Raw genomic sequence first — 19,682 nt, 5'->3', positions numbered from 1 at the left:
GCGCCCTTCAGCACAGTGTGCCCGCAACCCGAAGGTGGGGTGTACTTGAGTGCACCGTCGGGACGCCGTTTAGAGCCATGTCGCGGCGGAGGCGTCCTCCATACCGTCCATGGGTGTCAGCTCGCATTCGACGACACCGGGGGACCCCCATGAAACGGAATCTCGCCGCCGCGCTCGGAGGATGGAGCGCGCGGCACCGACTGACGGCCATTCTCGGCTGGCTCGCGTTCGTCGTCCTGGCCTCGGTGCTCGGCGGGGCCGCGGGCCAGATCACGATGGAGGACCACGAGCAGGGCGTCGGGCAGTCGGCGCGGGCCGCGCAGATCATCTCCGCGGCCGGCGTCGCCGACCCCGACCAGGAGACGGTGCTGATCTCCGGCGGGACGCACGCGGCGGGGTCGCCCGAGATGAACCGGGCCGCGGCCGCCGTGCGGGCGAACGTCCGGGCCACCGGGAAGATCACCGATCTGCGGCCGGACGTCGTGTCCGAGGACCGGCACCACGTGATCGTCCAGTTCACGGTGAAGGAGGTGGCGGACGGGGCGCCCGACCCGCTGCCGGCGATCCGGGACGCGGTCGTGCGGGCGCAGCGCGACAACCCGTCCGTCGAGATCGGGCAGTTCGGCGGCGCCACCGCCGACGCGTGGTTCGACGAGGCGCTCGGCGCGGACTTCAAGCGCGCCGAGATGACGGCGGTGCCGCTCGCGCTCGGCATCCTGCTCGTCGCCTTCGGCGCGTTCCTCGCCGCCGTCCTGCCCGTGATGCTGGCGTTCACCGCGTTCCTCGCCGCCGGCGGGCTCCTCGCCGTCACCAGCCACGCGGTGCACGTCGACCAGACGACGAACTCGGTGATGCTGCTGATGGGCCTCGCGGTCGGCGTCGACTACTGCCTGTTCTACCTGCAGCGGGAGCGAGAGGAGCGCCGCAGGGGCCGGGACCGGGAGACGGCCCTGGCGATCGCCGCGGCCACGTCTGGGCGTTCGGTGCTCGTCTCCGGCCTCACCGTGATGGTCGCGATGTCCGGGATGTTCCTGTCCGGGCTGCTGCTGTTCAAGGGCTTCGCGATCGCGACGATCCTCGTGGTGTTCATCGCGATGCTCGGGTCGGTGACCGTCCTGCCCGCGCTGCTGTCCCTGCTCGGCGACAAGGTCGACCTCGGGCGCATCCGCCTGCCGCGGCGCCGCGAGGGCCGCGACGGCGTGGTGGGGACGCTGCTGAAGCCCGTTCTCGCGCGTCCGGGCATCGCGGCGGTGCTCTCGGCGGGCCTGCTTCTGGCCCTGGCGGCGCCCGCGCTCGGCATGAAGACCGAACGGCTCCGCATCGACCAGCAGGTCCCGCCCGGCGAGGAGATCGCGCAGACCTACACGCGGCTGAACACGGCGTTCCCCGGCAACCCCGACCCCGCGGTCGTCGTGGTGAAGGCCGCCGACATCGACGCCCCGGAGGTCGCGTCGGCGATCGGCGACCTGAAGCGCCGGGCCGTCGCGTCCGGCGAGATGAACGAGCCCATCGAGGTCACCGTCCACGAACGGGCGAACGTCGCCGAGATCGAGGTGCCGCTCGCCGGGACGGGGGCGGACGCGACCTCCAAGCACGCACTGGAGACCCTGCGGGAGCGGATCGTCCCGCAGACGGTCGGGAAGGTCGCCGAGGCCCCCGTCACCGGGCAGCTCGCCTGGTCGACCGACTACAACGCCCAGCTCAAGGCAGGAATCGTGCCGGTCTTCCTGTTCGTCATGGGCATCACGTTCCTGCTGATGCTGGTCTTCTTCCGCTCCCTCCTCATCGCGGTCAGCGCCATCGTCCTCAACCTCCTCTCGGTCGGCGCCACCTACGGCGTGATGGTCGCGGTGTTCCAGCACGGCTGGGGCGACTCCCTGGTCGGGACGACGGGCGCCGGGGCACTGGAGTCATGGATCCCGCTGTTCGTCTTCGTCGTCCTGTTCGGGCTGTCGATGGACTACCACGTGTTCGTCGTCTCCCGGATCCGCGAAGCCCACGACCGGGGCCTGGACACCACCCGCGCCGTGAGCGAGGGCGTCCGCGCCACAGCCGGGGTCGTCACCAGCGCCGCCGTCATCATGATCGCCACGTTCGGCATCTTCGGAACGCTGTCCATGCAGGACTTCAAGCAGCTGGGCGTCGGCCTCGCGGCGGCGGTGCTGATCGACGCGACGATCGTCCGCGTGGTCCTGCTGCCGGCCGTCATGTCCCTGCTGGGCAGCTCGAACTGGTACCTGCCCCGCTGGCTGGACTGGCTCCCCCGCATCTCCCACGCCGAGCCCGCCGCCGCCCCCGACGCCGGTGAGCTCGTGGTGGTCAGAGGGTGACGAAGGTCAGGCCGCGTTCTTTCAGCTTCGGGATGACGTCTTCCAGGGCCTTGAGGGTCTGGGAGCGGTCGCCGCCGCCGTCGTGGCACAGCAGGATGTTGCCGTCCTTGCCCTTGAGCAGGGCCTTGCGGATGCGGCCGACGCCCGGCCGCGCCCAGTCGCGCGGGTCGACGGCCCAGTCGATCGGCAGCATGTCGTTCTCGGCCGCCAGGTCGAGGATGGTCTTGGACCAGGCGCCGCCCGGCGACCGGAAGAACTGCGGGACGACGCCGGCGGCGTCGGCGATCCGGTCGTGCGCGTCGACGATCTCCTTGCGGACCTTCTTCTTCGACATCCTCGCGATGGACATCGGGTGCGTCTCGGTGTGGTTGCAGATCTGGTGCCCGGCGTCGGCGATGCGGCGGGTGAGCTTCGGGTACTCCTTCACCTGCTCGCCGACGATGAAGAACGTCGCGTGGACCTTCTCCTCGGCGAGCAGGTCGAGGATCTGCGGCGTCCACTCCGGATGCGGGCCGTCGTCGAGGGTCAGCGCGATCGACTTCGGCGGCGGCGGAGGGGACAGCTGCGACAGCTCCCGGACGGGCGTCTCCACCGCGGTCAGCTTCGCCGGCGTCCACGCGGCGGCACGGGGAGTCGGTGTCGGGGAAGGCGTCGGCGTCGGATGGATGACCGGCCGTGCACGGGGAGTGGCCTGCGCCGATGCCGCGGCGGAGCCGTCCTGCGGACGGGCGGTGTCCGCCCCGAGGGCGGTGAGGCCGGTGAACGCACCCAGCAGCCAGAGAGCCTTGCGGCGGGATGTCCCACCTGCCACATCAACCTCCACAAGCCCCACGCTATCGGTGTTTTAAGCGGGTAGGAGAGCGCTATGGGATCACAATCGGTGCAATCGGCGGACGTGTGAGCGCGGCGCCCGAGATCGGGCCGGTGTTGGCGCTGGTCCTCGTCGCGCTCGCGGTCTCGGCCGCGCTGCTGGTCCACTTGGGTGATCTCCGTCTCGGCCGCGACATGCTCGTCGTCTCGGCGCGGGCCGCCGTGCAGCTCACGGTCGTTTCGCTGCTCATCGCGGCGGTGCTGCGCAGCGCCGGATGGACGGCCGTGTTCATCGCGGGCATGGTCGTGGTCGCCGCGGCGACCGCGGGCAAGCGCATCACCGGCTCGGCCGTCCGGTCGGGGCGGTGGACGGTCCTGCCGATCGCCGCCGGGGTCGCGCCGGTCCTCGGGCTGCTGCTGGCCTCGACGCTGGTGCCGTCGCGTCCGGTGGCGGTGCTGCCGATCGCGGGGATCTTCATCGGCGGCGCGATGACGGCGACGGGGCTCACCGGCCGCCGGGCGCTGGACGAGCTGACCACGCGGCGCGGCGAGTACGAGGGCGGGCTCGCGCTCGGCCTCATGCCCAGGGACGCGGCGCTGGAGGTGTGCCGCCCGGCCGCCGCGCTCGCGCTGTACCCCGCCCTCGACCAGACCCGCACGGTCGGGCTGGTGACGCTGCCGGGCGCGTTCGTCGGGGTGCTGCTCGGCGGCGCCGACCCGGTCGAGGCGGGCGCGATCCAGCTCCTCGTCCTCATCGGGCTGCTGGCCATCGAGTCGATCGCGGTCCTCGTCACACTGGAACTGGTGGCGACGGGCCGCCTGCACGGCGCAGTCTCGAACGGGAGGTCGTAAGTGGGAATCGACGGCAAGGCCGTGGACGCGCTCGCCGGCGAGCGGCTCGACTGGCGGTTCAAGGCGATCCCGGCGTCCGCGCACGGGCTGACGGTCGGCGAGGCCCGCCGGGCGCGGCTGCCGCTGGACGACTTCGGGACGCCGCTGCTGACCCTGGACGCCGGCGCCCTCGACCACAACGTCCGGACGATGGCGGAATGGGCGGACGCGGCCGGACTGGACCTCGCGCCGCACGGCAAGACGACGATGGCCCCCGCGCTGTGGCGGACGCAGCTGGACGCCGGGGCGTGGGGCATCACGCTCGCGAACCTTCCGCAGCTCCGCGTCGCCCGCGCGTTCGGCGTCCGCCGCGTCCTGCTCGCCAACACACTCCTCGACCCCGCCGGTCTCGCCTGGCTGGCGGCCGAGCTGGAGTTGAACCCCGAGTTCGAGTTCCAGTGCTGGGTCGACTCGGTCCGCGCGGTGGAGCTGATGGACGAGGCGCTGCGCCTCGCCCGCGCGCAGCGGCAGGTCGACGTCTGCGTCGAACTCGGCGGGCCGGGCGGGCGCATGGGCGTGCGCGACGACGGCGACGCCCGCGCGGTCGCCGGCGCCGTCAGGGACGCGCGCACGCTCCGGCTCGCCGGGGTCGTCGGCTACGAGGGCGCCCTCGCCCACGACGCGTCCGAGGAGGGACGCGGCACGATCGACGCCTACCTGCGCCGGCTCGCGAACCTGTACGGGGGCCTGGAGTACGAGACGGACGAGCCGGTCGTGTCGGCGGGCGGCAGCGCGTTCTTCGACCAGGTCGCGGAGGTCCTCGGCGGCCTCGAAGGGCGGGTCGTGCTGCGGTCGGGCGCGTACATCGTCCACGACGACGGCTTCTACCGGGGCATCTCGCCGTTCGCGCGCGGCGCGGGCGGCGCCGGGTCGCGGCTGCGTTCGGCGATGCACGGGTGGGCGCGGGTCCTGTCCCGTCCCGAACCCGGCCTCGCGATCCTGGACGCGGGCAGGCGCGACCTGTCGTTCGACGCGGGACTGCCCGAGCCGCAGCTCGTCCGCGGCAGAGGCGCGGAGCCCGTGCACGGCGCGCGGATCACCGCGCTCAACGACCAGCACGCCTACCTCGTGGGCGGCTCCGCCGAGGTCGGCGACGTCGTCAGGCTCGGCCCGTCGCACCCCTGCACGGCGCTCGACAAGTGGACGATGATCCCGGTCGTCGACGACGCCGGCGCCGAACACCCCGCCGTCGTCGACTACGTCAGGACGTGGTTCTGACTCACTGGTCGAGGAGCGATTTGAAGTGCGCCAGGATCGGCGCGCACAGCTTGGGGAGCGCGGCGTGCTGGCCCATCGCGACCTTCCCGGTCACCAGCGACGCCACCCCGCCGACGAGCATCCGGCACGCGAACTGCGGGTCGGGCAGCGAGCGGAACCGCTCGTCCTCCTCCAGCAGCCCGTCGATGATCTCGATGAAGCCGCGCTGCACCGTGTAGCGCAGCGTCGTCGCGGCGGGCCCGACCGCGTAGATCTCCAGCAGGAACGTGCGGGCCGCGCCCGCGTCGCCTGCGAGTTCCCGCAGGTAGGCGCGCAGGGCACGTTCCAGCCGCTGCATCAGCGGCTGGTCGCGGGCCGCGAGCGCGTCGTTGACGACGCCCATGATGCGTTCCGCCGCGGCCTCGTAGGCCGCGAGGAAACACGCCTGCTTGTCGGTGAAATGCTCGTAGAACGTCTCGCGGGACACGTGCGCCCGCTTCAGCACGTCGGCGACGGAGGTGCGGGCGTATCCCTTCTCCCCGACCGCCTGCGTCATGCCCTGGAGCAGACGGTCCCGCTGGGAGGCCGCGACCTGTTCGCGGGTGAGGTGATGGCGCCCGCGCGGCAGCGAGGTGAAGCCGTCGGAGTCCACCCCCACAAGGTATCAACGGGCTCGTGGCGCATGACGAAATCGATTAACCATGAACAACCTTGTTCGCCGAGGTGTTACGGTTCCAGTGCAATTCGGGGGCCGGACGTCCCTGCCCGGGAACGAGGCGGGACGGCCGTGCGATCACGGCCCGGCGCAGCCGGCGAGTGGTGACCGTTCCGTCCAGGCAGTGCGCCACGGGGGCCGATCTGTCCTGGACGACGTCCGCCACCCGCGACGCTGACCCCGTCGCCGGGCCAGATCCACCGGAAGACCGCGCGGCCCCGCGGTTCCCTCCGGTCGGTGGAGCCTGCCCCGTCAAGAAGACCGCGGCCGTCGGGGACCGCTGGTGTCTAGGGGAGAAGGCCGGCGCGGCGGGCGGTGGTGACGGCTTCCAGGCGGGTGTGGCTGTCGAGCTTGCGCATCGCCGAACGCAGATAGCTCTTCACCGTCTCGGGCAGCAGGCCGAGACGTTCGGCGGCCTCCGCGTTGGTGCAGCCGATCGCGACGTACGACAGGACGTCCAGCTCACGCGGCGTCAGCACGGGCCGCGGGGACTCGTCCGGATCGTCCAGCCCGGCGGCGGCCAGGCGCAGCGACGCCGCGCGGAGCCGGTCGCGGGTCGGCAGGTCGCGGACCTCCTCCGCCAGAGCGCGCAGCTCGGCGTGCACGGCCCTGACCTCCTCCCACCGGGCCGTCGACGTGCCCGGCGGCGTGCGGGCGAGCGCCTCGTCCGCCCTGTCCTGGACGGCGAGGTCCTGTTCGAGGTCGCGGGCCGCCTGGACGGCGGAGCCCACCACCCGGTCGGCGAGCGACAGCGGTTCCCGCAGCGCCCCGTAGAGCACGCCGCGGACCCGCCGGCGGACGACGATCGGGACCGCGACGATCGACAGCAGACCCTCGCGGCCGACGGGCTTGTCGTAGTCGTGGCTGATCGACGCCGAGCACGGATAGTTGCTCACCCACAGGGGGCGTCCCATGGCCATCGCCTTGCCGCCGAGCCCGTTGCCGTGGTGGACGACCAGGCCGTTCAGCGAGTCGGTGGTGTTGCCGACCAGTTCGGTGATGCGCAGGCGGTCCTGCCCGCCGCCGGACACGGCACCGCCGAAGACCATGGGCAGACCGGTCGTGCGCTGCAACGTCAGCACCGCCGACCGGACGGCACCCGCGTCATCACGCGACATTCTGGGGGGACGACCCTTGAGGCCCCCCGGCGTAGGCGCACCCATCCTCAGAGGATGCCCCGCCCGAGACCCGTCACGAAAGAGCCGCCCACCCCAAAAGTCAGCCGGGTTCGGTGTGGGCGGCGACCACCCGGATGCGCTTCGTTTCGCTCAGGTGTGATCGGTCGGGTCGTCCAGGCCCAGGATGTCGACGGCCTCGGTGCGCATCTGCACCTTGCGGACCTTCCCGGTGACCGTCATCGGGAACTCGTCCACGACGTGCACGTAGCGCGGGATCTTGAAGTGGGCCAGCTTGCCCTCGCAGAACGACCGCAGCTGCCCGGCGGTCAGGTCCGGCACACCCTCGCGCAGCCGCACCCACGCCATCAGCTCCTCGCCGTACTTCTCGTCCGGGACGCCGATGACCTGCGCGTCCACGATGTCGGGATGGGTGTAGAGGAACTCCTCGATCTCGCGCGGGTAGATGTTCTCGCCGCCCCGGATGACCATGTCCTTGATGCGGCCGGTGATGTTGACGTAGCCGTCGTCGTCCATGACCGCGAGGTCGCCGGTGTGCATCCAGCGGGCCGCGTCGACGGCCTCGGCCGTCTTGTCCGGCTCCTCCCAGTAGCCGAGCATCACCGAGTAGCCGCGTGTGCAGAACTCGCCGGGCTCGCCGCGCGGGACGGTGACGCCGCTGGCCGGGTCGACGACCTTGATCTCCAGGTGGGGGAGGACGGTCCCGACCGTCGACACGCGCCGGTCGAGGGAGTCGCCCGCGCGGGTCTGCGTCGACACCGGCGACGTCTCCGTCATGCCGTAGCAGATCGCGACCTCGCTCATCCCGAGCCGCTCGATGACCTGCTTCATCACCTCGACCGGGCACGGCGACCCGGCCATGATCCCGGTGCGGAGGGCGGACAGGTCCAGCCCGTCCAGCGACGGCTCGGCGAGGGCGGCGATGAACATCGTCGGCACCCCGTACAGCGACGTGCAGCGCTCGGCCGCTACCGCCTCCAGCGTCGCCTTCGGGTCGAACGTCGGCGCCGGGATCACGACGCACGCGCCATGGCTGGTCGACGCGAGGTTGCCCATCACCATCCCGAAGCAGTGGTAGAAGGGCACCGGGACGCAGATGCGGTCCTCTTCGTCGTAGCCGCACAGCTCGCCGACGAAGTAGCCGTTGTTCAGGATGTTGTGGTGCGACAGCGTCGCGCCCTTGGGGAAGCCCGTCGTCCCGGACGTGTACTGGATGTTGATCGGGTCGTCGGTGCTGAGCGTCCACCCGATCTCCGTGAGGACGGACGGGTCGCCTGCCCGGCCCGATTCGACGAGCGCGTCCCACTCTGGCGCGCCGATGAGCACCACGTCCTGAAGCGCGGCGCACTTCGGCCCGACCTCCTCGATCATCGCCGCGTAGTCGGACGTCTTGAACGACGACGCCGCCACCAGCGTCCGGATGCCCGCCTGGTTGAGGACGAACTCCAGCTCGTGGACCCGGTACGCGGGGTTGATGTTGACGAGGATCGCACCCAGCTTGGCCGTGGCGTACTGCACGAGCATCCACTCGGCGCAGTTCGGCGCCCAGATCCCGACCCGGTCGCCCTTGACGACGCCGAGGCCCCGCAGGCCGAGCGCGACGGCCTCCACATCGTCGGCGAACTGCTCGTACGTCCAGCGGCGGCCGGACGTCCTCTCGACGAGCGCCTCCCGTTCGGAGAACGCGGCGACCGTCTTGTCGAGGTTCGCGCCGATGGTGTCGCCGAGCAGCGGGGTGGCCGAGACGCCGGATGCGTACGAGAGCGTCATCGCAGGTCCTCCTCGCGGAATTCACTCGCTGGGCGGTCGTCCGCGCCGGGGTGCTTGTCGATCTCGGCGGCCCGCAGCTCGACGCGGCGGATCTTGCCGGAGATCGTCTTCGGCAGCTCGCCGAACTCCAGCAGCCGGATCCGCTTGTACGGCGACAGCTGCGCCCGGCTGTGCGCGAAGATCGACTTCGCGGTCTCCGCGGTCGGCTCCCAGCCGTTCGCGAGCGTGATGTACGCCTTCGGGACGGCGGCCCTGACCGGGTCGGGCGAGGGCACCACGGCGGCCTCCGCGACCGCCTCGTGCTCGATCAGCACGCTCTCCAGCTCGAACGGCGAGATCTTGTAGTCGGACGCCTTGAACACGTCATCGGCCCGCCCGACATAGGTGATGTATCCGTCCTCGTCCCGGGAGCCGATGTCGCCGGTGTGGTAGAAGCCGCCGGCCATCGCCTCCTCGGTGCGGGCGTCGTCGCCGTGGTAGCCCTTCATCAGCCCGAGCGGACGGTCCTCCAGCTCAAGGCAGATCTCGCCCTCCTCGCCAGGCTGCCCCGTCAGCGGATCGATCAGCGCGATCCTGTAGCCGGGCGCGGCGCGTCCCATCGAGCCCGGCTTGACGGGCTGGCCCGGCGTGTTGGCGATCTGCACGGTCGTCTCGGTCTGCCCGAACCCGTCCCGGATCGTCCGGCCCCACGCGTCCCGGACCCGCTCGATCACCTCGGGGTTGAGCGGCTCGCCCGCCGCGACGACCTCCCGCGGCGGCGTCGCCAGCCGTCCCAGATCGGACTGGATCAGCATCCGCCACACCGTCGGCGGCGCGCAGAAGCTCGTGATGCCGCACCGTTCGATCGTGTCGAGCAGCCGGTCCGCGTCGAACCGCGTGTAGTTGAAGATGAACACGCACGCCTCTGCGTTCCACGGCGCGAAGAAGTTGCTCCACGCGTGCTTCGCCCACCCGGGCGACGAGATGTTCAGATGGACGTCCCCGGGCCGCAGCCCGATCCAGTACATCGTCGACAGGTGCCCGGCGGGGTAGGTCGCGTGCGTGTGCTCGACGAGCTTGGGCTTCGCCGTCGTCCCGGACGTGAAGTACAGCAGCAGCGTGTCCTGTGACATCGTCAGGCCGTAGGGCGTGAACGACTCCGCCTCCTCGTAGGCGTCGGCGTAGCGCACCCACCCGTCCACGGCGCCGCCCACGGCGATCTTCGTGTACTCGCCCTCGACACCGTCGAATTTGCCCGTGTCGCCCGAGCCGACCACCACGTGGCGCGCCTTGCCGCGCGTCAGCCGGTCCTGGAGGTCCGCCGTGCCCAGTAGCGGCGTGCTCGGGATCAGGATCGCGCCCAGCTTCATCGCGGCCAGTACCGTCTCCCACAACTCGACCTGGTTGCCGAGCATCAGGATGATCCGGTCGCCGCGCCGCACCCCCGACCGCCGCAGCAGGTTCGCCACCTGGTTCGACCGCCGCGACAGCTGCGAGAAGGAGTACCTGGCCTCCGAGCCGTCCTCCTCCACGATCCACAGCGCGGGCGAGTCGTTGCTCTCGGCGATCTTGTCGAACCAGTTCAGCGCCCAGTTGAAGCCGGTCAGGACCGGCCAGCGGAACTTCTCGTACGCGGTCGCGTAGTCATCGCGATGCGCGAGCAGGAAGTCGCGCGCCGCACGGAACTCGACTGCGGGCATGGTCTCTCCTCGAAGCCGCACGGACACCCGGTACAACGAATCGTCGCCACACCGAGTGACCCACGCCACCCCCGAACGGGGGTACCGGCGCGATCCTTTGCCCGCCCCCTACCCGCTGGCGACGAAGGCGCACCGGAGGCGACTATTCGCCGGTGGTGCCGTCGATGGCTTCGCGCAGCAGGTCGGCGTGGCCGTTGTGGCGTGCGTACTCCTCCAGCGGTACCTCGTCCGCGAAGATCGTCTTCAGTCGGTCTCGTCGCGGACGGCGAGCATCGGCGCGAGGGCCGTGCCGAGCCGTTGAAGCCATTGCCGGGCGGTTCCGTGGACGCGGGGATGCTCGGCCGTGAATGCCGCCCAGTCCGTGTCCTCGAGCCTGATGGCTTCCAGTTCGAAGTCGTCGGTGGCCCGCCGCCGGAAAACCGTGCGCAGGAGGTGCGGGGCGAGCCGGGTGCGATCGTCTTCGGCCAGCAAGACGGCGTCGTACAGGTCCTTGGACCGCGATCTCGTGCCGGTCGCGGCATCGGTTTGCAGCCAGAGCAGCTTCCAGGCCAGCGACAGTTCCCGGCTCGCCGTCCTGAGGACCGCCGGTGCGCGGCCGTCCGCACGGGGCACCAGGCTCCACACAGGGGGTTCGGGCAGCCGCTCGTCCGCGGCGAAGTCGAGTTGCACCTGCCCCGGGGGCAGTCCCTCCGCCCGCCACGGGATGATCACGCGGCTCCCGGCGGTTTCATCCCCGCCGGCGTCGTTGTAGGCATATCCCCAGTCGCCGTCCACCTGAGCGTGGTCCGCCTGGATCATCACGTCCGGGGCCGCTCTCGGCCGCTGCCGCAGCAGGTCGAGCAGGTCACCATACGGCGGGGCCGCCGGCGTGGCGTCGATCTCCCAGTGCAGACCGTCCGGGGAGACACGAGGATGCAGCCCGCGCGTTTCGAACTCTTCCTCCCCGTCCATCCAGATGTCGTACTCAGTCGCGCCCCAGGCGGCTTCAGGCCACTGCTGGACGACGTCGAACCGGTCCACATAGGGATAGGGATCCAGTTCATCAGGACGCCAGGTCGATTCCGGAAGCACCACGAAATCCAGGTCGGCCGGCTCGCGCGCCAGGTTCCCCGCCCACGCGCACATGCTCATGCTGCCGCGCAGGACCAGGCTCGCGCACCATTCGGCACCCGCGACGAGGCCCAGCACATGATCCAGCGCCGCGCGGTGGGCCGCGCGGCGCCGCGCCGAGCTCTCCCGGTCGCCGTTCATGTACCGGTCTCCGGGCCGCCGGCCCACCCGGCGTCGATGCCCGGGTTGTCGTCGTGCACCACGAACTCCTCCTCGACCTCCACGGGCGTGTGCCCGGCTCGGGCGAGATCGTCCAGCAGGGCCGTCAGTCTCCGGCGCGCTTCCGGACGGCCGACCCGCCGGCACCGCTGGGTGACGAAGCGTTCATGGCGGCCCCCGCCCACCATCCGGCGTGCGTTCCACGACAGGTGCGCCGCGTGGCTCCGGCCCAGCTCCCGCACCTCGGTCAGCTCGTCCGCACCGGCCAGAACCAGCTTCACGTGGTGTTCGAAGTAGCACTCCGGCGGCAGCGCCGCGCACTCCTGCGCGGTCTGCGGGACGTCCGCGTTCCAGGGCGCCGCCTCGATTTTCACCCGGGTGACGCCGACCCCCTCCACGCGCAGCCGCTGCACCCACTCCCGCGCCTGCGCCTGCTGCATGGTGAGTACCCCCGGCCCGCGGTAACTGAGCATCGGCTGGTCGGGGGTTCTGCCTCGCTCCAGGAGAATCCTGGTGTACTTCATCTCGTGGCGCGCCGCCCACCGGCGGATCACCTCATCGCCGTCCTCCGACGGGCTCGGGGGCAGCACCGTCAGATGGGTCTCGAACACGCCCGCGAAGTCCTTCACCGCACCCTTGCAATCGCTCCGCCCCTGTACTGACTCGCCGCTCATTCTGCCGAACGCCACTGACATCGCGCAGGACGGCGCGGACGACGTCACCCGTCAGCGCCAGGCTTTATTCGCCGGTGGTGCCGTCGATGGCTTCGCGCAGCAGATCGGCATGACCGTTGTGGCGTGCGTACTCCTCGAACATGTGCAGGTACACCCAGCGCAGAGTCAGAGTGCCGCCCCTTCCGGGGAATTCCTCGTCCAGCGACCGACCCGCCGCCGTCCGGCGTGCCAGATCGACCTCGCGGGCATATGTCGCGAAGTCGGCCTCGGCATCGGCCGCGTCCGCGAAATCGAAGTCACCGTCGGGGTGTTCGTCGCTGCAGTACAGGTCGGCGACCGCCTCGTCCTGATCGAATCTGCGACGGAACCACCAGCGCTCGTTCTCGGCGAGATGCCGAACAAGTCCCAGAAGGCTCAGGCTCGTGCTCGGCACCGGCTTCGACGCCAGTTGCTCACCGGTCAGCCCGCTGCACTTGGACAGCAGCGTGCTGCGATGGAAATCCAGAAACGCCGCCAGTGATGTCCGCTCGTCGTCGCCGCTCGGGAAGTCGCCGCGATCGACCGCAGGTGCCGTCCATGTCATGGAAGGCGATCCTCGCCGCGGAACATCGGCCGGTCAACGAAATTAGCGCTCCCGGAGGCCTGGCTCACCCGGCGCGGTCGCCAGACGTGTCGTCCACCGCCTCTGTCCAGGGAATCGGGGACATTGTCATGGGTGATCGCCATAATCCCCGGCATGGGAAATTCCGCACTGGACACGCTCCTGAGCCTGGTCCCACCACCCGAGTCTCGCTACATCGGTGAACGCGGCTGGGAAGCGGTCTTCGCGGACGTGGGCACCCGGCTGCCGAACGAGTACGTGGAGCTGATCAACCACTACGGCGCCGGGGTGTGGGCGGGCTGGCTGAAGTTCTTCCCGCCGGGCCGATCGGGAAGATACGGAATGCCGGAGAAGTCCGCACGGGCCCGCGACGGGTACCGCACGCTGCGCGCCGATTTCCCGGAAGAGTTCCGCCTCCCGGTGTGGCCGGAGCCGGGTGGCTTCCTGCCGGTCGCCGACACCGCGCACGGAGATTATCTGGGCTGGCTGACCGAGGGCGAAGACCCCGAATCCTGGCCGCTGATCTTCTGGCCCCGGCACAACGACCAGGGCCCGCCACTGACCTGCGGCTTCGCCGATGTGGTCTACGCACTGCTCATCGGCGACCACGAGAAGTTCGGCTTCCCTAACGGCGAAGACGAGGACGAGGACGAGGACGACCTGGAGTCCAGGCAACCCGACTTCGAGGCGTTCACCGCCGCCAGATTCGACCGGCACGGATAGCCACCGCCACTCTGCTCGATCCCCGACGGAACAATCATCGGCTCCGGCGACGGGATGTGGACTCCGGTGGCGGGCTCGCCGGCGTGGACGCCACGCTCGCCACCGGACCTGAACCGGCGGCCGAGCAAGAGGTGCACGCCCTGGTGGGCGCCGCTGCGACGACCTGCCGATCCTCGCCCTGAGTGTGCGCATTGGAGAATTCGGCCCGCCAGGACACAAGATCGTGCTTCGATGTTGCCTGTCCTATAAGTGCGCATGGAAAGGCTCGTCATGGCCGATCTCGACCCGACCACCACGTTCAAAGAGTTCGACCGCGACGGCGACGGTTACATCACCCGTGAAGAGTTCACCGCCGCCATGAAGGGGCGCGGAGAGGACGTCACCTCGGACGAGCTCGACTCGATCTTCCAGGCGGCGGACCAGCGCGACGGAGACGCCGACGGGCGCATCTCGCTGGCGGAGTTCCTCGTCGCCTGGGACCGGTGACGAGCGCCCGCGTCCGGGTGTTCGCCTCCGCCCCCGTCCCTGTCGCAACGCCTGGTGAGACCGCACTGCAGGTCAGCCCGGCGCCTTGCGGCTGAGATGCTCCCAGGCGCGGTACTGCGCCGTGCGGGCCTCGTCCATCTGCTGAACCATGTCGTAGGAGGCGCTGCCGACGATGAGGCGCAGCGGCGGCTCCGCCAGGTCGGCCAACTCCATGATCACCGGAGCGGCGGTGCTCGGATCGGGACCGGCGTCCTCGCCCCACATCTCGGCCAGCTGGACGCGTAGCGGCTCGTATTCGGTGCGCGGCTCGGTCATCGTGGTGCCGCGCTTGAACAGGTCCGTGCCGTATCCGCCCGGCTGCACGATCGTCACCTTGACCCCGAACGGCGCCACCTCCATCGCCAGCGCCTGGCTCAGCGAGTCGAGCGCCGACTTGCTCGCCGCGTAGAACCCGGCGGACGCGACCCCGCCACCGGTCCCCATCGAGGTGACCTGCAGGATGTGGCCGGAGCCCTGTGCCCGCAGGTGCGGGACCACGGCCTGCGCCACCCAGACCGCGCCGAAGAAGTTGACGTCGAACTGCGCGCGGATCTGCTCCTCGTCCGCCTCCTCGACCATGCCGAGCAGCATCGCGCCCGCGTTGTTGACCACGACGTCGAGCCGGCCGAACGCCGCCGCGGCCTGATCCACCGTCTTTTGGACGGCCGCCCGATCGGTGACGTCCAGCGTCAACCGAACGAGCTGGTCCGGGTGGGCATCGGCTAGATCAGCGAGCGGGCCGAGATCACGCGCGGCGGCCACGACACGGTCTCCCGCGGCGAGCGCCGCCTCGGCGAACGCCCGGCCCAGACCCCTCGACGCGCCGGTGATGAACCAAACTCTCGCAGTCGTCATGCAATCTCCCCCTCACGTGAGACGAGACGGTTCGTCTCGTTTCGTAGGAGTATGCGTCACGTCCCTGGTGAAGTCAAGACGGAACGTCTCGTCTCGCTAGGTGTTACGATTCCGACCGTGTCGCACCCTGGAAAGCCGAACCCGGCCCGGCGCAGTGAGCGGTCCCGGCGGGCCGTCCTCGGTGCCGCACGCGATCTGGTCTCCGAACTCGGGTACGCCAAGGTGTCGATCGAGGCCATCGCGGCGCGGGCGGGAGTGGGCAAGCAGACGATCTACCGCTGGTGGCCGTCCAAAGGCGCGGTGATCTTCGACTCGTTCCTGGAGCTCAGCGAAACCGACGAGGGCATGCGGCTCCCCGACACCGGTGACCTGGAGGCCGACCTCAAGACCGTCATGCGGGCGACCGTCGCCGAATTCGCCGACCCGGCCTTCGAGGCGCCCATCAGGGCGCTCAACATGGAGATCATCGGCGACCCCGCTCTCGCGGCCCAGTACCGCGAGAAGCTGGCCGGCCCCGTGGACGAGGCCAAGAAGGAGCGGCTGCGCAGTGCCCAGCAGGCGGGCCAACTGGCCGCGGACGCCGACCTCGACCTGGTCCTAGAGGTGCTGTACGCCCCGCTCTACCAGCGCTGGCTCCACCGATCGGGACCACTCACCCCTGAGTACGCGGACGCGTTGGTGGAGATCACCCTCCGCGCATTCGCCTCCTGAGCCGTACGGAACGGACGGCGCTGATCAAGCGACGCGGGTTCGAGCGTGGCCAGGGCGTCGTTCGGCTGGCGGACCTGCACCCCCACATGCGGGGTCGCCGAGGAGAAGCCGCTGGCGCCGAGCCGTGACCCGGCTCTCACGACGACCACGTCCCTGCGGCCAAGGAGATGAGTGGTTCGTGACACCGCTGGGCCGACCCGACCGAACCATTGCTGCAAGTGGCGAGCACAGACCGCGCAACGTCGCCGCCCTTCACCGGTGGGGGCCGTGGACGAACCTGATGGCGCCTCGCTCCGTCGTATACACCGGTGGCGAGAAGGGGCGGTGGACGTGATGCGCGGGCAGCGGCTGTCGGTTGGGGCGACGTCGAAGAGCTGGACCATCTTCTGGTCGCTGGTGGCACCCGTACCCCTTGTGCCGCCGGTCGTCTCCATCGTCCTGGCGCTGATCGGGCAGGGCGCCACGGCGGCCGTGCTGCTGGTGATTCCCGTCGTCGTCGGTCCGGCCGTGCTGTGGCGGGGCCTTCAGGAGTATCGGAAGGCGTTCTGGTTGGACGGGCCCGTGCTGGTCCAGCGACAGGTACGCGGGTACCGGAAGTACGACCTGCGCACCGTTCGATTCGCGTTGCACCGCTCGGCGATAACCATGAGCGGCCGGCCGGAGCCCCGCATGCTGATCGTCTTCCCGCCCGGCAAGGCCGCGGTCCACCTGCCGCTCGGAACCTCGGACGATCCCCTCCGCCCTCCTCCCCAGCACGAACTCGACGCCCTGATACGCGCCATCGCTGAGAATCGGACCGACCCCAACGCCCCGGGAATCGCCCACCATCTGAGGCAGTTGTCCGGGACCTGGTAGCGCGGCTTCAACCGGTTCGCCTGAATGTGTCCTCTCGGCTCCGGCGGGGGCGGGCCTGGCGTCAGTGCCCGGACAACTCGAGAAGGCGCCGTCGGAGAACCGGGCCGTCCGACGCCCTGATGAACACGTCGTTGCCCGGACCGCGATCCAGATCGGACGTTCCGGGTCGGCGATGATGCCGAACCCCGGAAACTCGCGCCTCAACGCGGCGAGGTAGGACGCCGGGTCCAGCCGCCATGTCCCGTCGTCGGCGGGCTTCAATCCGGGGCTCCCAGATAGCCCTTGATCACGACCAGGGCGTCAGTGATGCGCTCGCACTCCGCGATGGGCTGCCGCCAGGACGTGAAGAACCAATAGCGGCCTCCGTCCCCGTCGTGTGGAAGGCACGCGACGGTGTCGCCGGACACGCCCCCACCCCCGCAGAGGCCCCGCGCGGTAGAGGTCACGTTGCGGACGACCAGGCCACCGGCCACGTGATGGATCGTGAACCCATGCGCCTTGAGGTGCATCCCGAGGACTTGCAGCCGGACGTAGGACTCCACCGCCGGGGATTCGTGCTCGGGGACGCTCACGGCCGCCTCCTCGTGGACTCGGCGACGGCGACCCGCTCGGACAGCCGGGTCTGCGCATCGCACAGCAACCACAATTCGCCCTCGTCCTTGGCCTGGACTTCGGCCAGGCAGCCGTTCGACATCTGGTATTCGCTCAGCTCGGCGATCCGGTGCGCGACGAACCCGTCGTCCGACGGTTCCCCATACCAATCGGACATGAGGGGCATTCCCCTCACTTTCTCGGAATTGGTTGATACCGGCTTCTTTGCCATGTCGAAGACCTCGTTGTCCGTCGCAGCGTCGAAAAGACTTGCGATCAGACTCACAGGCTAGGTAAAAGGGAGCTAGTGACCGTTTCACACTGCCGGTCAAGCCGAGCCAAGATCACCTCAACCAGCGCCCGCTGGTTAATCCCCCGGAGGCTCCCATGAGCGAGAATCGAGCGCGCATCTTCTTCGGCACCGAACTCCGCCGCAAGCGCGAGGAGGCCGGTCTCACCGGCAAGGAGCTGGCGGACGCACTCGGCTGCACCCCGCAGTGGATAAGCACCATGGAAAGCGGCCGCAAGGTCTCCAAGCAGAGCGCCGAGGACCTCGACACCTACTTCAAGACGGGAGACTACTTCCGCCGCCACTGGAAACTCATCAACGAGATCGAGGTCCAGTTCGTCCTCCCGCCGGGCTTCCCGGAGTACCTGGAATACGAGAAGAAGGCGACGTCGTATCGCATCTCTTGCGCGCTGCTCATCAACGGCCTATTCCAGACCGAGGACTACACACGCTCCATCCTCCACGCCAACGGCGGGACCAACGTCTCGGAACTGACGGCGAAGCGGATGGAACGTCAGACGGCCCTCGCCCGTGAGGTATCACCGCACACGTGGATGGTATTGGACGAGACCGTGCTCCAGCGCACGGTGGGAGGGCCCGACGTCATGCGAGAGCAGCTCAGTTTCCTGCTCGAGGCTTCCGAACGAGTCAATACGATGCTTCAGGTCATACCGAAAAGCGCGGGCTACCATGCCGGACTCGGTGGCGACTTCACCATCTTGAGTTTCGATGAAAGGCCAGATCTTGCCTACACCGAGTCGGCGGGCGAAGGGTTTTTGATCGAGAAACCTGTCAGGGTCAGAGACAAAGTCGTACGCTGGGATCTGCTCCGAGGCTACGCGCTCCCCCTTGAAGAGTCGCGGGCCCTGATTAGGACGATGATGGAGAGGCTATGACGGACATGCCTAGCGTCCACTGGCGCAAGAGCAGCCACAGCGACCACAGTGGTGGCAACTGCATAGAGGTGACGCACCTTGCTCCGGAGATCGGTGTGCGCGACTCCAAGAATCCGGATGGGCCGACGCTGGCCTTCTCCCCGGCCGCTTGGAGTGCCTTCGCTGCCGACATCAAGTCCGGCGTGCACGACAGGGCGTGACCATGCGAGACGTCCACTGGCGCAAGAGCAACCACAGCGGCCACAGCGGCGGCGACTGCGTTGAGGTTGCGGGTCTCAATCTCGTGATCGGGGTGTGTGACTCCAAGGACCCGGAGGGGCCGAAGTTGGCGTTCTCTCCGGCCGCGTGGGACGCGTTCACCGGCGGCATCAAGTCCGGTGCGCACGACCTGACCTGACGTCCCTCCCGCGAGCCCTGGCCGGATGATGGCTGGGGCTCAACTTTCCTCTGGGGAAAGTAGCTCGGGAGGTGTCATGAACCCTGATGAGGCTCGCGCTTCGCTCGACGAGATCCGTCGTCTTCAGGACAGAACCCGGAACGAGTACATCCGCCAGGGCACCTCGCGCCCGAGCGTGCTGCTTGTCGCGCTCGGGCTGTTCATCGTGCTTCGCGTCGTTCGATCTACCGGATCCCTGGGACCTTGTCGCCGTGCTGCTCGGGGACGGCCTGATCCTCGGGGTGCTCGCCGTCGGGTACGCCCGCGCGTCCGTCCGTCGAAAGCCCGCCGGCGCCTTACACGATGGCGGGTGCCGCGACGGCCCTCGGGTGCATCGCGTCGACCCACCCGGTGCGCCGGGCTTACGCGAAGGTCGTCCGGTAGCGATGGACGCGGGCTTCGACGAGTTCCTGCATGTTCCGGCGCGGCTGTCGATCGTCGCGCTGCTGGCCCCGGCGGACTGGGCCGAGTTCGGCTTCATCCGCGACAGCGTCGGGACCAGCGACTCTGCCCTGTCCAAGCAGATCACGGCGCTCGCGAACGCCGGCTACGTCACCGTCCGGAAGGGGCGGGACGGAGCCGTGCGGCGCACCCATGTCCGGCTCACCCCGCAGGGGCGCGAAGCGTTCCGGCGCCACGCCGCGGCCTTGGAGCGGATCGTCGCCGCCGCTCGGGTCGTCCCCCAGCCACCGCCCACGGCCTGACGGGCCTCGGTCGAGGGTGGCGAGG

General features: G+C 69.7%; 22 protein-coding genes and 1 pseudogene. 11 read left to right on the top strand and 12 right to left on the bottom strand.

The window, feature by feature from the left end; genetic code table 11:
* The first annotated feature begins 149 nt into the window (after positions 1–149).
* Positions 150–2,330: an MMPL family transporter gene (locus AB0C35_RS16675; RefSeq protein ID WP_358456069.1), complete on the top strand. Its 2,181-nt coding sequence runs from the start codon at positions 150–152 to the stop codon at positions 2,328–2,330.
* Here AB0C35_RS16675 and AB0C35_RS16670 read toward each other — a convergent pair.
* Positions 2,320–3,141: a polysaccharide deacetylase family protein gene (locus AB0C35_RS16670; RefSeq protein WP_358456066.1), complete on the bottom strand. Its 822-nt coding sequence runs from the start codon at positions 3,139–3,141 to the stop codon at positions 2,320–2,322. The genes AB0C35_RS16675 and AB0C35_RS16670 overlap by 11 nt on opposite strands.
* A gap of 86 nt (positions 3,142–3,227) precedes the next feature.
* On the opposite strand from AB0C35_RS16670, the gene AB0C35_RS16665 reads away from it, so the two are divergent.
* Entirely contained in the window at positions 3,228–3,992 is a 765-nt protein-coding gene (locus AB0C35_RS16665) for an ABC transporter permease (RefSeq protein ID WP_358456063.1), read from the top strand.
* Positions 3,993–5,249, top strand: coding sequence for an amino acid deaminase (locus tag AB0C35_RS16660; RefSeq protein WP_358456061.1), 1,257 nt, complete (start codon positions 3,993–3,995; stop codon positions 5,247–5,249).
* Position 5,250: 1 nt separating this feature from the next.
* Here the strand turns inward: AB0C35_RS16660 and AB0C35_RS16655 are convergent, their stop codons facing one another.
* From AB0C35_RS16655 to AB0C35_RS16620, 8 genes and pseudogenes are all read right to left on the bottom strand, one after another.
* The gene (locus AB0C35_RS16655; protein ID WP_358456059.1) at positions 5,251–5,880 is read right to left on the bottom strand and encodes a TetR/AcrR family transcriptional regulator; all 630 of its coding nucleotides are present in this window, start codon (positions 5,878–5,880) and stop codon (positions 5,251–5,253) included.
* A 350-nt stretch (positions 5,881–6,230) separates the two neighbouring features.
* A complete protein-coding gene (locus tag AB0C35_RS16650) occupies positions 6,231–7,061 on the bottom strand; it encodes a helix-turn-helix transcriptional regulator (protein WP_358456056.1) in 831 nt (276 codons plus the stop codon).
* A 150-nt stretch (positions 7,062–7,211) separates the two neighbouring features.
* The gene (locus AB0C35_RS16645; RefSeq protein ID WP_358456053.1) at positions 7,212–8,849 is read right to left on the bottom strand and encodes an AMP-binding protein; all 1,638 of its coding nucleotides are present in this window, start codon (positions 8,847–8,849) and stop codon (positions 7,212–7,214) included.
* Complete coding sequence (locus AB0C35_RS16640) at positions 8,846–10,528, bottom strand: AMP-binding protein (RefSeq protein ID WP_358456051.1); 1,683 nt, start codon at positions 10,526–10,528, stop codon at positions 8,846–8,848. Before AB0C35_RS16640 ends, AB0C35_RS16645 begins: the two co-directional genes overlap by 4 nt.
* 142 nt (positions 10,529–10,670) lie before the next feature.
* Positions 10,671–10,742, bottom strand: a pseudogene (locus AB0C35_RS16635) (DUF664 domain-containing protein); the annotation flags it as partial.
* A 29-nt stretch (positions 10,743–10,771) separates the two neighbouring features.
* Positions 10,772–11,779, bottom strand: coding sequence for a nucleotidyl transferase AbiEii/AbiGii toxin family protein (locus tag AB0C35_RS16630; protein WP_358456048.1), 1,008 nt, complete (start codon positions 11,777–11,779; stop codon positions 10,772–10,774).
* Positions 11,776–12,426 carry a hypothetical protein gene (locus tag AB0C35_RS16625; RefSeq protein WP_358456045.1) on the bottom strand — a complete coding sequence of 217 codons (651 nt, stop codon included), beginning with the start codon at positions 12,424–12,426 and terminating at the stop codon, positions 11,776–11,778. The genes AB0C35_RS16630 and AB0C35_RS16625 overlap by 4 nt, the downstream gene beginning before the upstream one ends.
* 109 nt (positions 12,427–12,535) lie before the next feature.
* On the bottom strand, positions 12,536–13,054 hold the full coding sequence (locus tag AB0C35_RS16620) for a DinB family protein (protein WP_358456042.1): 519 nt from the start codon (positions 13,052–13,054) through the stop codon (positions 12,536–12,538).
* A 153-nt stretch (positions 13,055–13,207) separates the two neighbouring features.
* Between AB0C35_RS16620 and AB0C35_RS16615 the strand changes: the two genes are divergently transcribed.
* Entirely contained in the window at positions 13,208–13,795 is a 588-nt protein-coding gene (locus AB0C35_RS16615; RefSeq protein WP_358456039.1) for an SMI1/KNR4 family protein, read from the top strand.
* A 255-nt stretch (positions 13,796–14,050) separates the two neighbouring features.
* On the top strand, positions 14,051–14,281 hold the full coding sequence (locus AB0C35_RS16610) for an EF-hand domain-containing protein (protein WP_358456037.1): 231 nt from the start codon (positions 14,051–14,053) through the stop codon (positions 14,279–14,281).
* A 72-nt stretch (positions 14,282–14,353) separates the two neighbouring features.
* Here AB0C35_RS16610 and AB0C35_RS16605 read toward each other — a convergent pair whose 3' ends face one another.
* Positions 14,354–15,175 carry an SDR family NAD(P)-dependent oxidoreductase gene (locus tag AB0C35_RS16605; protein WP_358456035.1) on the bottom strand — a complete coding sequence of 274 codons (822 nt, stop codon included), beginning with the start codon at positions 15,173–15,175 and terminating at the stop codon, positions 14,354–14,356.
* Between the two features lie 108 nt (positions 15,176–15,283).
* On the opposite strand from AB0C35_RS16605, the gene AB0C35_RS16600 reads away from it, so the two are divergent.
* Together AB0C35_RS16600 and AB0C35_RS16595 are read left to right on the top strand one after the other, a co-directional pair.
* Complete coding sequence (locus tag AB0C35_RS16600) at positions 15,284–15,886, top strand: TetR/AcrR family transcriptional regulator (protein WP_358456283.1); 603 nt, start codon at positions 15,284–15,286, stop codon at positions 15,884–15,886.
* 324 nt (positions 15,887–16,210) lie between these two features.
* A complete protein-coding gene (locus tag AB0C35_RS16595) occupies positions 16,211–16,741 on the top strand; it encodes a hypothetical protein (RefSeq protein ID WP_358456033.1) in 531 nt (176 codons plus the stop codon).
* 257 nt (positions 16,742–16,998) lie between these two features.
* Here AB0C35_RS16595 and AB0C35_RS16590 read toward each other — a convergent pair whose 3' ends face one another.
* Positions 16,999–17,313, bottom strand: a complete 315-nt coding sequence (locus AB0C35_RS16590; RefSeq protein WP_358456030.1) for a hypothetical protein — start codon at positions 17,311–17,313, stop codon at positions 16,999–17,001.
* Positions 17,310–17,510 carry a hypothetical protein gene (locus AB0C35_RS16585; protein WP_358456028.1) on the bottom strand — a complete coding sequence of 67 codons (201 nt, stop codon included), beginning with the start codon at positions 17,508–17,510 and terminating at the stop codon, positions 17,310–17,312. The genes AB0C35_RS16590 and AB0C35_RS16585 overlap by 4 nt, the downstream gene beginning before the upstream one ends.
* Before the next feature lie 209 nt (positions 17,511–17,719).
* On the opposite strand from AB0C35_RS16585, the gene AB0C35_RS16580 reads away from it, so the two are divergent.
* The 4 genes from AB0C35_RS16580 (at position 17,720) to AB0C35_RS16565 (ending at position 19,657) form a co-directional block, all read left to right on the top strand.
* A complete protein-coding gene (locus tag AB0C35_RS16580; protein ID WP_358456025.1) occupies positions 17,720–18,517 on the top strand; it encodes a helix-turn-helix transcriptional regulator in 798 nt (265 codons plus the stop codon).
* Positions 18,514–18,717 carry a DUF397 domain-containing protein gene (locus tag AB0C35_RS16575; protein ID WP_358456022.1) on the top strand — a complete coding sequence of 68 codons (204 nt, stop codon included), beginning with the start codon at positions 18,514–18,516 and terminating at the stop codon, positions 18,715–18,717. The genes AB0C35_RS16580 and AB0C35_RS16575 overlap by 4 nt, the downstream gene beginning before the upstream one ends.
* Before the next feature lie 2 nt (positions 18,718–18,719).
* On the top strand, positions 18,720–18,914 hold the full coding sequence (locus tag AB0C35_RS16570; RefSeq protein ID WP_358456281.1) for a DUF397 domain-containing protein: 195 nt from the start codon (positions 18,720–18,722) through the stop codon (positions 18,912–18,914).
* 425 nt (positions 18,915–19,339) lie between these two features.
* Positions 19,340–19,657 carry a transcriptional regulator gene (locus AB0C35_RS16565; RefSeq protein WP_358456019.1) on the top strand — a complete coding sequence of 106 codons (318 nt, stop codon included), beginning with the start codon at positions 19,340–19,342 and terminating at the stop codon, positions 19,655–19,657.
* Positions 19,658–19,682 lie beyond the last annotated feature (25 nt).

Source organism: Spirillospora sp. NPDC048819, assembly GCF_040650055.1.
In the GTDB taxonomy this organism is placed as follows: Bacteria; Actinomycetota; Actinomycetes; order Streptosporangiales; family Streptosporangiaceae; genus Spirillospora.
This window is presented reverse-complemented; position numbering and strand designations above follow the sequence as displayed.

Bases quoted from the DNA above. Each gene is read 5' to 3' on its own strand.
- AB0C35_RS16675 (WP_358456069.1), top strand. From the start codon at position 150: ATGAAACGGAATCTCGCCGCCGCGCTCGGAGGATGGAGCGCGCGGCAC.
- AB0C35_RS16650 (WP_358456056.1), bottom strand. From the start codon at position 7,061: ATGTCGCGTGATGACGCGGGTGCCGTCCGGTCGGCGGTGCTGACGTTG.
- AB0C35_RS16645 (WP_358456053.1), bottom strand. From the start codon at position 8,849: ATGACGCTCTCGTACGCATCCGGCGTCTCGGCCACCCCGCTGCTCGGC.
- AB0C35_RS16640 (WP_358456051.1), bottom strand. From the start codon at position 10,528: ATGCCCGCAGTCGAGTTCCGTGCGGCGCGCGACTTCCTGCTCGCGCAT.
- AB0C35_RS16630 (WP_358456048.1), bottom strand. From the start codon at position 11,779: ATGAACGGCGACCGGGAGAGCTCGGCGCGGCGCCGCGCGGCCCACCGC.
- AB0C35_RS16620 (WP_358456042.1), bottom strand. From the start codon at position 13,054: ATGACATGGACGGCACCTGCGGTCGATCGCGGCGACTTCCCGAGCGGC.
- AB0C35_RS16615 (WP_358456039.1), top strand. From the start codon at position 13,208: ATGGGAAATTCCGCACTGGACACGCTCCTGAGCCTGGTCCCACCACCC.
- AB0C35_RS16610 (WP_358456037.1), top strand. From the start codon at position 14,051: ATGGAAAGGCTCGTCATGGCCGATCTCGACCCGACCACCACGTTCAAA.
- AB0C35_RS16605 (WP_358456035.1), bottom strand. From the start codon at position 15,175: ATGACGACTGCGAGAGTTTGGTTCATCACCGGCGCGTCGAGGGGTCTG.
- AB0C35_RS16585 (WP_358456028.1), bottom strand. From the start codon at position 17,510: ATGTCCGATTGGTATGGGGAACCGTCGGACGACGGGTTCGTCGCGCAC.
- AB0C35_RS16580 (WP_358456025.1), top strand. From the start codon at position 17,720: ATGAGCGAGAATCGAGCGCGCATCTTCTTCGGCACCGAACTCCGCCGC.
- AB0C35_RS16575 (WP_358456022.1), top strand. From the start codon at position 18,514: ATGACGGACATGCCTAGCGTCCACTGGCGCAAGAGCAGCCACAGCGAC.
- AB0C35_RS16570 (WP_358456281.1), top strand. From the start codon at position 18,720: ATGCGAGACGTCCACTGGCGCAAGAGCAACCACAGCGGCCACAGCGGC.
- AB0C35_RS16565 (WP_358456019.1), top strand. From the start codon at position 19,340: ATGGACGCGGGCTTCGACGAGTTCCTGCATGTTCCGGCGCGGCTGTCG.